Origin of the sequence: Autumnicola aciditolerans (assembly GCF_041679265.1) — a bacterium.
In the GTDB taxonomy this organism is placed as follows: Bacteria; Bacteroidota; Bacteroidia; order Flavobacteriales; family Flavobacteriaceae; genus Autumnicola.
Window position 1 is genome coordinate 1 of the sequence record NZ_JBGFSM010000028.1, and the last position, 12,163, is coordinate 12,163.

A 12,163-nucleotide genomic window follows, 5' to 3' on the forward strand; every position below is an offset into this window, starting at 1 on the left:
GAAAGACCAATTATAACTATTTTTGATAATGAAGATTAATTAAATAAAAACGGTCAACACTAATCAGGGAAGTACAAATTGAAAAATGAAAAGTGAAGGGGTGGAGTTCAGGAGAGCTTAATTGAAAAAGTTATAGCTTTAAACTGAGAAAATGGTTTTTTTCTTTGATAATTTTCGGGATTTGTGGGAGAAGAAATTTTGAAAATGACAATGGAGAATAGGAGAATTTAGAATTCAAAAAATGCATTCCTGATTTTTTCTGAACAATTTCAACTAAAGAATTTCAAAGAACTACGGACGCTCCCTGATTAAAAGTTCAAAAAATAAGAAAATAAAGTTTATTAAAGCGGGACTTTCTATTTTCTTAAAAACCTGAAACCTGAAACCTGAAACCTGAAACCTGAAACCTGAAACCTGAAACCTAACTCTGTTTTTTCGCTTTTATCATGGCTTCCAGCTGGTCCCACATTTCTTCTGGAATAGCTTCCAGTAAATTGAATTGCCCGGCTCCTTTAAGCCATTCCCCGCCGTCTATCGTAATCACCTCCCCGTTAACATAAGCTGAAAAATCTGAAACCAGGTAAGCGGCAAGATTTGCCAGTTCCTGATGCTCGCCCACACGTTTAAGCGGCACTTTTTTAGCCAGGTCAAATTTTTCCTTTAAATCTCCCGGAAGCAGCCTGTCCCAGGCTCCTTTGGTGGGAAAAGGCCCGGGTGCGATAGCATTAAACCGGATCCCGTATTTTGCCCATTCCACTGCTAAAGATCTCGTCATTGCCAGTACTCCTGCTTTTGCGGTGGCACTCGGGACTACATAGGCAGAACCGGTCCAGGCGTAGGTGGTAACGATGTTGAGGACAACTTTGTCTTTTTCAGTATGATCAATCCAGTGTTTTCCAAACGCAAGGGTGCAGTTTTTACTTCCTTTCAGGACAATGTCGATAATGGTATCAAAGGCGTTAGCGCTTAAACGTTCTGTAGGGGAAATAAAATTTCCTGCGGCGTTGTTCAGCAATACATCTATGGCTCCAAATTTTTCTATTACTTTATCCCGCATTTGCTCCACCTGATCGTAATGCCTTACATCACATTGCACGGGAAAACATTTACCGCCGGTTTCTTTTTCTAATTCTGAAGCCGAATTTTGAAGTTTTTCCAGGTTTCTTGAGGTAATTGCGACTTTTGCTCCCAGTTCCAGGAAATATTTTGTCATGGCTTTCCCAAGGCCGCTGCCACCGCCGGTGACCACAATTCTTTTTCCTTTTAAAGCATCATCACGAAGCATTTTTTTGGTGTAGTCCATAATTTATAGCTTTAAGCTTAAAGCAGTAAGCGATAAGCAAATTTATTCCCTAACTCTTTATTAATTATTTTGAATGATGAATTTTGAATTGAGGTTTTTAATAATGAGCTGCCAGCTATTTATTTTTCCCTTATTTTTCTAACCTCTAACCTCTAACCTCTAACCTCTAACCTCTAACTTCCGAACCTCTATTCCTCAATTAAAATTTCCAAAAGCTGGATAGCAGCGTCACTTATTTTTGTTCCGGGGCCAAAAACGGCCACAGCGCCGGCATCAAATAAGAACTGGTAATCCTGGGAGGGAATCACCCCGCCTACAATTACCATAATATCTTCCCGTTCGTATTTTTTTAATTCTTCTATCACCTGAGGGACAAGGGTTTTATGGCCTGCGGCAAGAGAGGAAACTCCTAATATATGCACATCGTTTTCTACGGCCTGTTTGGCAGCCTCTTTAGGGGTTTGGAAAAGCGGACCAATATCCACATCAAAACCAAGATCGGCATAGCCTGTAGCGACAACTTTTGCGCCCCGGTCGTGGCCATCCTGGCCCATTTTTGCAATCATTATGCGAGGGCGGCGGCCTTCCTGTTCAGCAAATTTATCGGCAAGTTCCCTTGCTTTTTGAAAAGAAGTATTGTCTTTCATTTCTTTTGAATATACCCCGCTAAAGGATTGGACTTTGGCTTTATACCTGCCATAGACTTCTTCAAGGGCCTCACTTATTTCGCCCAATGTAGCACGATGCCTGGCGGCTTCTACAGCCAGTGCCAGTAAATTATCATTCTTATTCTTTGCTGCGGAAGATAAATTGGCCAGAGCTTTTTTTACTTTTTCAGGATTTCTGTCGGCCTTTATCCTTTCCAGCCTTTCAATTTGTTGCTTTCTAACGGTTTGATTATCCACTTCCAGTGTAACCAGCGGCTCTTCTTTTTCAAGCCTGTATTTGTTGGTGCCTACAATAATATCGGTCCCGCTGTCTATCCTGGCCTGTTTTTTAGCCGCGGCTTCTTCAATTCTCATTTTTGGAATTCCGGCTTCAATCGCTTTGGTCATTCCGCCAAGATCTTCCACTTCCTGAATAAGACTCCAGGCGCGCCGGGCGATTTCATCTGTAAGGCTTTCCACATAATAACTGCCCGCCCAGGGATCTACGGTTTTGGTAATTTTTGTTTCCTGCTGAAGGTAAAGCTGAGTATTCCTGGCAATTCTCGCTGAAAAATCTGTTGGCAGGGCAATGGCTTCATCAAGCGCATTGGTATGAAGGCTTTGTGTCCCGCCGAATGCCGCCGCGGCCGCTTCAATACAGGTTCTCGCCACATTGTTAAATGGATCCTGCTCAGTCAAACTCCATCCGCTGGTTTGGGAATGGGTTCTAAGTGCCAAAGATTTTGGGTTTTTCGGGTTAAATTGCTTTACAAGTTTTGACCATAACATACGGGCTGCACGCATTTTGGCTATTTCCATAAAATGGTTCATTCCAATGGCCCAGAAGAAGGAAAGCCGCGGCGCAAAACTGTCAATATCCATTCCTGCTTCCAGTCCTTTCCGGATATATTCCAGCCCATCGGCTAAAGTATAAGCCAGCTCTATGTCGCAGGTAGCGCCGGCTTCCTGCATATGATAGCCCGAAATACTAATGCTGTTGAACTTTGGCATATTTTGAGAGGTGTACTCAAAAATATCTGAGATTATCCTCATAGAAGGAGTAGGAGGGTAGATGTAGGTGTTGCGCACCATAAACTCCTTTAAAATATCATTCTGAATGGTTCCCGATAGTGCTTCGGGCTTTACGCCCTGTTCTTCGGCGGCAACAATATAAAAAGCCATAATTGGCAGAACCGCACCGTTCATGGTCATGGAAACCGACATTTTATCCAACGGAATCTGATCAAATAGGATTTTCATGTCTTCCACAGAATCTATGGCCACTCCCGCTTTTCCCACATCGCCAACCACCCGTTCATGATCACTGTCGTACCCGCGGTGCGTGGGAAGGTCGAACGCCACCGAAAGCCCTTTTTGGCCGGCGGCAAGATTTCTACGGTAAAAGGCATTGCTTTCTTCAGCAGTGGAAAAACCGGCGTATTGCCTGATGGTCCAGGGCCTGCTCACATACATAGTGCTGTAAGGCCCTCGCAGGTACGGCGGAATGCCGGCTGCAAATTTTAAATGTTCCACGTCCTGAATATCTTCTTTGGAATAAGAGGATTTTAGAAGAATTTCTTCAGGAGTTTCAAATTTTGAAGCATCCTGAACTTTTAAACTCAGCTTGGGAATATCCAATTTTATATGTTGAAGATCTTTTCGCTCCATGTTCTATTCGGCTTTTTCTTTTTCCAGCCTTTCCTGCTCCAGTTCTTCACTCAGGCGCCTTTCAAGAATTGGCTGGATTAATGTTTTTCGCGGATTTTTCTTCAGAAATGGAAATAATTGCAGTTCATTTTGCATCCTGTCCTCAGGATTGGGAAACTTATTGGTGCCAACAAGCACTAAGTCTTCAGAATTAAATTTTTCCTGTTCGGCCTGAGCGCTTTCCTTTATTTTCTTCTGAATAGTTCCCTCTTTAAGCTGGCTTAAAAATCCGCCGCCTTTTTCAATATCTTTAAAAATTTCCAAAGCTTTTTTCGCAAGCTGCCTGGTAAGGCTTTCAATATAATAAGAACCTTCTGCCGCATTGGAAACTTTGTCAAGGTAAGCTTCATTTTTCATCACCAGTAACTGGTTTCGGGCAATGCGGTCTCCAAACTCATTGTTTTTATGAAAAACGGCATCGTAAGGCAGATTATAAACGGCATCGGCACCGCCCAAAATCGCGCTCATGCTTTCTGTGGTGGTTCGCAGTAGGTTTACATTATAATCGTATAAGGTTTTGTTGCGTTTTGAAGGCATGGCCAAAATATGACAGTTTTCAGGAACCTGATATTGTTTTGCCAAAGTTGAAAATAACCAGCGAAAGGCCTTGATCTTGGCAATTTCAAAAAAATAATTTGAGCCGGAAGCAATGACAAACTGAAGCTCAAATTTGTCTTTTCTTCCGAAGAAACTATTTTTTTCAAAATGGTTCAGGTATTCATTTGCGTGAGCAAGGGCATAGGCCAGTTGCTGCGGAATAGTGGCGCCGGCATTTTGAAACAGCGAAGCATCTACTGAAATTACCGATTTAAAACCTTCGGCTTTTTTGCAAATTTCATCAAGAATTTTAAAATCCTCACTAAGACTGGAAAACCAGTTTCCCGTCGCGGCCAGGTTTCCTACAATATCATGCTGAAGGAAAATGTTGTGGTTTTTCCCTTTCAGCAAAGAATTGATTTTTCCGAAGTAATCTAAAGAAAAAAATTGAGTGCTGATGTAAACCGGAATTTCTTTATTGATGTTCTTTAGTAGAATTGAAAGGTCAATTTCTTCAGTTGGAATAATAAACCAGAGGCTTTCTGCGCCTTTTTCCAGCGCGTGTACGGCCTTCTGGTTGCCCTTTTCTGCGGAAGAAACATAAATGCGTTCGCAAATATTCCAGTTTTTGGGAGATGGAGTAGAAATAATTTCTTCCACATCTTCAGCAGTGTAGAATGGTTTAATGTCTATTCCGTCGAGGCTTTTATAAACCAGTTTTTCATTATAATCCTGTCCTTTAAGATCATACTGGATTTTTTGTTTCCATTGTTGGGCAGAAACTTCCTCGAATTCCTGAAATAGTGATTGCTTCATGTGTAGTTTTTTAAAACAGCTATAAAAATGCCTATAGCGTTCTAGTCAATCGTGTCGTACTCGATAATGTAAATATCCTCATCGGCACGCTTCATGTAGTATTTTTGCCGGGCGAATTGCTCCAGCTGGACCGAATCCTGCAACTGCTCAATCACAGTTTTATCATGAGCGATCTGGTTTTGGTAGTACTCTTTGTTTTCCTGGAGTTCGTTAATTTCCTGGTTGAGTTCATGATGAATAAACCAGGAATTGCTGTCCAGGAAGAACATCCAGCCTGCAAAAATGAGGCTTAGCAGTATATACCGGTTGCTTATGAACCTAAACCAGGGTTTGCTACGTAGCTTTTTCCACTTCATTTGCCCTAAATATACAAAATTAGCTTAAGCGATCCTTGATGATTGTTTGAACAATATCAACAGCTACGGTATTGTACCGGTTGGTTGGGATTATGATATCGGCAAATTCCTTTGTGGGTTCTATAAATTGCTGATGCATAGGCTTAAGGGTGGTTTGGTAGCGCCACAGCACTTCTTCCAGGTCCCGGCCGCGTTCATTAATGTCACGCTTTAACCTGCGAATAAGCCGCTCATCACTATCGGCATGTACATAAATCTTGATGTCAAACATCTCCCGTACTTCAGGATGGGTAAGAATAAGGATCCCTTCCACAATTAAAACCTTTCGGGGAACAATGGTCCTGGTTTCTCCGGTGCGGTTATGTTCTTTAAAGGAGTAAAGCGGTTCTTCAATTGCGTTACCGGCTTTTAGGTCCTGTAAATGGGAAACAAGAAGCTCAAAATCTATGGATTTTGGATGGTCAAAATTGATTTTTTTACGCTCTTCAAAAGTGAGATGGCTGGTGTCCTGGTAATACGAATCCTGTGAAATTACATCAACTTCCTCATTCTTTAATTCTTCAATAATCTGGTTTACAACAGTGGTTTTCCCGCTTCCGGTCCCGCCGGCGATTCCAATAATGAGCATAGCATAATTTTTGGCAAATTTAATTATTCATTTTAAAAGGCAAACCGCAGCCAGGGATTTTAAAAATTTAATTTGTTGTACAGGCTCTATGATACTGCTATCTTTGGAATTGCAGTACAAAAGTTCCCTAAGCCGGCTTTATGAGATTATTATTTTATGCACATTCTTCAACTATTTATGGGGCCAATGTCTCTCTGGTCAATCTTATTTCTGGTATTATGAGGCATCATCCTGAAACTTTTGTTCATGTAATAATTCCTTCTGAAGAGCCTATAGGGAGTTTACTAAAGAAAAATAAAATTGGATATAGTGTGATTCCTCATCTGTACTGGAGTTACAATTTTGAAGTGGCTGAGAAACACCGCCGAAGCAGTAATTCTGTTTTCAAAATCTGGTATTTGAAGAATAAATGGGAAAAGAAGATAAAAAACCTGTTATATAGAAGACGGCATCTTGCCATGGTAAAAGAATTAAATCCTGATCTAATTTATGTGAATTCTTCGCTTGCACCAATGGGAGCAATGATGGCGAAAAAGTTAAATGTCCCGTTTTTATGGCATCACAGGGAAACTATAGAGGAACCTGTGTATGGATTTATGCTGGAAGACCGGCAGCAATTTTCTCATTATTTCCGGCATGCGGCTTTGCATATTTACACTTCCCAATTTCTGCATGAATTCTATAAAAAAGAATTTGGTACTCACCGGTTTAAAATTGCTTATAACGGGGTGGCGTTTAAAGATGAAAATTTAGGATTTTCTAGGCCTGATTTTGTAAAGATAAAATTTGGGGTGGTAGGAAGAATAAACAGTCAGAAAAATCAAAAGGAGGTGCTGGAAATCTTCAGGGAATTGTTAAAAGACTACAAGCAAAAAATGGAATTAATTTTAATTGGAGAAGGGGAGAAACTTTATCTTGAAAAAATAATCCCTAAGAATACAGGTGTTAACTATTTAGGTTTTTTGCCGAAAAACGAGATTTATCAGCATTTTGATTTCCTGATTGTAAACAGCAAAAATGAAGCTTTTGGCAGGACGGTAGCAGAAGCCAATGCTGCGGGAATCCCTGTTCTTGGAAGGTTTTCAGGAGCATTTCCGGAAATAATCGTGCCCGGAAAGAATGGTTATTTGTATGAAGATGCTAAAGGATTAAAGAAAGCAATACTGGATCTTGCTGAAGGTATCACACCCGCAACATATGCTAGCTTATCTTCTTCTTCCCGTGAGCATTTTGAAGAAAATTTTACTATTGAACAATATTCAGAAGCTATTTGGACAGCTTTGAAGAAGGTTGTTTCGTAAAAATGTTCTTTTCTATATACTCGTTAAGCAATTTCGTGGCTTTTTCAGCTCCTGTTGGGTTTAGATGGTCACCATTGTAAAAAAACGGAGTAACAAAATCTGGATTTTCTTCGTCTATGTAGACCGATAAATTTTCATATTTCTGTTTAAATTCCTGCAAAACCGAATCTCTTCTTTGAACAATTTGCTTATCCCTTAGCCTGTTATATCGGTAGTGGGTAGGGGTGCTATAAATAAGAATTTTGAGTTTTCGCTTCTCGCAATACTCAATAAACTTATTCAGGATTTTCACATTTTTAGAAAAAGCTACCGGATCTGTGGCGTTTTCAACATAAATATCCTCATCTTTTATTAAAGAATCCTGGTGTTGTACGGCCTCATAAGAACCGTAAAAGCGATTGGTATCAAATCCAAATTTATTAAATTTTAAAGCAGATTCATTAAAGATATGTTCGCTGAGCCTGTTGCTGAAAAAATCTGGATTGGATGGAAAAAGCAAATAATCCTGAGGTTTCACATCCCTCTCAAAAGTATTTACATCATAAAAAACCAGGTTAAGATTATCTACCACGGGAGAAGTCATGCTTTTATTCCTTTCCAGCCAGTCATAACTCAATTCTACAATAACCAGCTTCAGGTTTGGGAGCAGGGGCTCGAATTTAAGGAGCAGCCTGTAATTTTCTATAATTCGCTGCCCTGAATTTCCTAAATTAAGAGTTAGCGAATCCATGAATTGCGGATTTAAGCCTCTTTCAAAATGGCTCGAACCTAAAGCGAGAATTTTTATATCCTCACGATTATTCATAGCGAATTCCTTTTTTATTTTTACTGCATAAGGAATTTGCCTAAGGCTATATTCTACCGCAGCATAAATGGCAATTACGGGAATTAAGAAAATGATGCATCCGGTTATAAACTTTTTCATTTTAGAACTGAAAATAGATGTATTCTGCCTGTGGTCCTGCATAGCGGATTATTAAATAAATAAAAGAATAATAAATTAACCACCTTCCTGCCCTGGGAATATAATTTTCCATTCCCTGCAACGGGAAATCTTTGTGCCTGTTGGGGAGTTCTATAGCTAGTAGCAAAAATACAAATAGCACTTTTAACCCAATAATAGTTTCAAAGTCACTGTCTCGAGTAAATGAAAAAATTTCGCCTATTATTCTAAAACCCAATGCCAAATCCGGAGTCCTGAAAATAATAAGAGTTATCACCAGGATAAAGAAGCTGGTGAGGATTGCAGTAAGATCAGCCAGCCTGAACCTGAAATGATTCCGGAAGTTTTTTGCATCTACTGCTGGGATGTACCGATAGATAATTACAAGAATACTATGTATAGCTCCAAAAACAAGAAAATTCCAGTTTGCCCCGTGCCAGAGTCCTATAAGGGTGAAGGTGATAAATAATCCTATGGCGGTATTTACCTCTGTACGAGGCCTCTGTTTTACAAACGGAATATAGAGGTAGTCCCTAAACCACTGGCTTAAAGTAATATTCCATCGCCTCCAAAAGTCTCTAATGCTCCTGGAAAGATGTGGCATTCTAAAATTTACACTTAATTCAAATCCAAATAATTTCGCGGTACCAATGGCGATATCTACATATCCGGAAAAGTCACAGTACAACTGAAAATAATAGAGTATGGCGATGTAAAACAATTCCAGACTCTGAAACTGTTCTGGATTTGAATACATTTGGTTAACTGCTACAACCAGGTTATCTGCAATTACCACTTTTTTAAAAAGTCCCCACAAAATTTGCCGAAGCCCTTCCTTTGCGTTTTGTGAATCAAAAAAGCGTTTATTTAAAAACTGGGGCAATAGAAAAGATGCTCTTTCTACCGGTCCTGCTACCAGCTGAGGAAAGAAACTTACAAAACATAAAAACTCCAGAAGTTTATGAGTAGGTTTTATTCTGTTTTTGTAGACATCAATAGTATAACTAAGGGTTTGAAAAGTATAGAAGCTTAGCCCTACAGGAAGCAAAATACCTAAGGAACCAAGAATAGCACCGTTAGTATCTAAATTAAAAGCGTTAAGAAAACTACCAATAAAAAAATTGAAATATTTAAAAATAAAAAGTACTCCTAAATTCCAAAATACACTAAAGTAAAGCCACCATTTTTTCTTCTTCTCTTCCTTTGCGTTATAAATTGCAATTCCTGCCCAAAAATCTATTAGAGAACTAAAAAGGATCAGGAATAAAAATCTCCAATCCCAATAGCCATAAAAGAAATAGCTTGCCGCCAGGATAAGGCAGTTCTGTAAGGTTTTGTTCTTACTTCCTATGCTCCAGTATAGTATAAAAACTACTGGTAGAAACAGCGCAAACTCCAGGGAATTGAATAACAATAGAAGAGGTTTTATAGAAGTAAAACTAAAAAAACCCAAGCTTTAAACTTGGGTTTTTTAGTTCTAAGATGTTTTAATTCTTATAGGCAATCTCCATCAGGACCAACAGGATCATCTGTATTAAAAGCCATGATAAATGGCCCACCAAACAAGCTGGAGGTATAAGACATAACTCCCTGAATAGTAGAACAGTCTCCTGTACCAGATCTGTACTGGTGGAAAGTAGTTCTTGTATTAGAAGGATTAATGGTTACAGGGCCAGTGTTTCCTGCAATAGATCCATTAAGCTTACAAGTTGTGTAGTCTCCAAATGCGCTTGACTGACAAGCACTTTGAGTCATGTTACCATAATAAGTATGGTCGTTAAGAGTTAGCTGAATTTCCATATCAGATTCTGCACCAGCAGTTAACACCACGTTAAAAGTTTGTAGCGCACCTGGTTCTCCAAGTTCTGGATGGCCTTCACAATCTACACAGTCATAAGTTCCGGTTTTTGGAGAAACTGCTCCTTTAGAAGTCTCTTTAAAGATGATAATATCACCTTTTTTACCAGCATAGGTTACATTGGTTACTTCAGGATTAGTACCGTCTTCTTCTACGCTAAAGTCAAAATTAAATTTGTCATTAGAAAAATTGATGGTTCCGGCCTGTGCTTTTAAATTTGAAGCGGCTTTAATGGAAGATTTAGTTCCGTCAGGAAATAAAAAGCTTACAGTAGGCACATTCTTGCCGTCCAATTGAATGGCGACGGTTGATCTGTAAGAACCATCAAGAGTTGTAAAAACCCCTTCATAAATACCAAGGCTGGAGTTGTCAAAAAGACCTTCAGCAACCTGATCTTCTAAAGTAACCGCAGCTTCCGGCTCTTCAATCTCATTGATATTGTTGTCATTAGAACATGATGTAATCATAGATCCAATGAACAATAAAGTAAATAATTTCTTCATAGGTGTGTGTTTAAGTTATTAGATAAATTTTTGTCAAATAAAACAAATTCTTTTAAATGAGAAAGAATTTTTTAAGTTAAACATTTCCAAAACTAATAAGCCTGTAGGAAATATCTTTGCTTTTTCTCATGCATAGCCTATCTTTTATTGAAAATTAAAATGTAAACTGATTTAGAAATTGGATAAACACCTTAATAAACTCGTTTAAAGCACCAGAATTATTCTTTTAGTGCACTTACTTCTTCTGTGGTAATTAGCTCTTCACTGCTATTACCCCATGAATTCATTACATAATTAAGTACATCGGCCACCTCCTGATCACTTAGTCCCATAGGAGGCATCATATTATCGTAGGTGGTTCCATTTACTGTTATTTCTCCTTGTAAACCATATTTAACAGCATGTATGCTGGCATCTCTTTTTTTAGTAAGCCAGTTGGATCCATCAAGAGGAGGGTATGTGCCCGAAATACCTTTTCCTGTAGGTAAATGGCAGGTTACACAAATGTTTGCGTACACTTGTTTCCCTCTATCCATACTTTCCTGAAGGGGAGATGTAGAAGTGGAAGTAGAATTTTCTGATGCGGGGATTACATAGTTATCTTCTTCATTCGCCGATTCTTTTTTATCAGATTTACATGCAAAGAGGGCAATAAAAATAGCTAGAGATAAGAATTTTTTCATTTTGGTTAAGCTGCTTTTAATTTATAATCATTCCCATTTTGTTTAAGCACAGATTTGATATTTTATCCTTTCCAGGAAAATCATCTGGTAAAAGCTTTAAACCTCAAAGGTAAAGTTTGATGGTAAATTTAGTAAACTTTGATAAAAGGCAGATGAATTGGTGAGGAAAATATCTAATCTGAAATTTGTTATTGTGGAATAAAAAGAATTATTATATTTGCACCCGCTTATGAGGGAATTGGCCGAAACCATAAATTCTTTTATACAAGAAAAGAATTTCGATTTCAATTAACAATTCTTATTCGGGGTGTAGCGTAGCCCGGTTATCGCGCCTGCTTTGGGAGCAGGAGGCCGCAGGTTCGAATCCTGCCACCCCGACTTTATTAAGTTTTATTTTAACATAATTAAAGGGTAATTGTATGATTTTCATGTAGTTACCTTTTTTTACTACTTATGTTTTAATAACTTAATGTTGAATAAATCATAAGTTCCGCGTGAGTTCATGGGATAATCGTGAACTTATTTTTTATATCCTAGAACACCGATGGTTCATATTAGGAGCGCATTGGTAGTTTGATTTTCGTACCTGTAAACTATTGTTTAATTAAAGTATTACACATGCGTACAATCAAACATTCGCTATTTCTTTTTTCATTCGCAGAAAAAAGAGCCAACCCGACCTCGCCATTCTCTATGCCTGAATCACCGTCAACAGTAAATCATTAGAAATAAGTTTAAAGCGCATTATCTCAGTCAACAAATGGGATCAGGGTGTTGTAAAATGCACGGGAATAGCCAAGAAAGGTATGCGGCCCATCAACCACATCTTTTAACTTAGCATAATTCCATTTGCGATTGCCTTCTGGTAAACTTAATTTAGG

The 12,163-nt window shown here is 38.8% G+C and carries 10 protein-coding genes and 1 tRNA gene; 2 read left to right on the forward strand and 9 right to left on the reverse strand.

All coding sequences use genetic code 11. The annotated features are described in order from the left end of the window. Positions 1-421 precede the first annotated feature (421 nt). The 5 genes from AB8M93_RS17900 to udk all read right to left on the reverse strand — a co-directional run bounded on the left by AB8M93_RS17900 (position 422) and on the right by udk (position 5,994). Positions 422-1,303 carry an SDR family oxidoreductase gene (locus tag AB8M93_RS17900; RefSeq protein WP_373060213.1) on the reverse strand — a complete coding sequence of 294 codons (882 nt, stop codon included), beginning with the start codon at positions 1,301-1,303 and terminating at the stop codon, positions 422-424. A 188-nt stretch (positions 1,304-1,491) separates the two neighbouring features. Next, positions 1,492-3,618, reverse strand: coding sequence for a methylmalonyl-CoA mutase (scpA, locus tag AB8M93_RS17905; protein ID WP_373060215.1), 2,127 nt, complete (start codon positions 3,616-3,618; stop codon positions 1,492-1,494). 3 nt (positions 3,619-3,621) lie between these two features. After that, on the reverse strand, positions 3,622-5,010 hold the full coding sequence (locus AB8M93_RS17910) for a methylmalonyl-CoA mutase subunit beta (RefSeq protein WP_373060217.1): 1,389 nt from the start codon (positions 5,008-5,010) through the stop codon (positions 3,622-3,624). Positions 5,011-5,051: 41 nt separating this feature from the next. Further along, complete coding sequence (locus AB8M93_RS17915) at positions 5,052-5,366, reverse strand: FtsB family cell division protein (RefSeq protein WP_373060219.1); 315 nt, start codon at positions 5,364-5,366, stop codon at positions 5,052-5,054. Between the two features lie 19 nt (positions 5,367-5,385). Beyond that, positions 5,386-5,994: a uridine kinase gene (gene udk / locus AB8M93_RS17920; protein WP_373060221.1), complete on the reverse strand. Its 609-nt coding sequence runs from the start codon at positions 5,992-5,994 to the stop codon at positions 5,386-5,388. A 140-nt stretch (positions 5,995-6,134) separates the two neighbouring features. Between udk and AB8M93_RS17925 the strand changes: the two genes are divergently transcribed. After that, on the forward strand, positions 6,135-7,295 hold the full coding sequence (locus tag AB8M93_RS17925) for a glycosyltransferase family 4 protein (protein ID WP_373060223.1): 1,161 nt from the start codon (positions 6,135-6,137) through the stop codon (positions 7,293-7,295). On the opposite strand, the gene AB8M93_RS17930 is transcribed toward AB8M93_RS17925, so the two are convergent. From AB8M93_RS17930 to AB8M93_RS17945, 4 genes are all read right to left on the reverse strand, one after another. After that, complete coding sequence (locus AB8M93_RS17930) at positions 7,261-8,220, reverse strand: hypothetical protein (RefSeq protein WP_373060225.1); 960 nt, start codon at positions 8,218-8,220, stop codon at positions 7,261-7,263. The two genes, AB8M93_RS17925 and AB8M93_RS17930, sit on opposite strands and share 35 nt — an antisense overlap. Before the next feature lies 1 nt (position 8,221). Beyond that, positions 8,222-9,652 carry an MBOAT family O-acyltransferase gene (locus AB8M93_RS17935; protein WP_373060227.1) on the reverse strand — a complete coding sequence of 477 codons (1,431 nt, stop codon included), beginning with the start codon at positions 9,650-9,652 and terminating at the stop codon, positions 8,222-8,224. Positions 9,653-9,732: 80 nt separating this feature from the next. Continuing rightward, entirely contained in the window at positions 9,733-10,563 is an 831-nt protein-coding gene (locus AB8M93_RS17940) for a hypothetical protein (protein ID WP_373060229.1), read from the reverse strand. Between the two features lie 254 nt (positions 10,564-10,817). Further along, entirely contained in the window at positions 10,818-11,282 is a 465-nt protein-coding gene (locus AB8M93_RS17945) for a c-type cytochrome (protein WP_373060231.1), read from the reverse strand. Positions 11,283-11,585: 303 nt separating this feature from the next. On the opposite strand from AB8M93_RS17945, the gene AB8M93_RS17950 reads away from it, so the two are divergent. Then, positions 11,586-11,660 (forward strand) — tRNA-Pro (locus AB8M93_RS17950). The last annotated feature ends 503 nt before the right edge of the window (positions 11,661-12,163 follow it).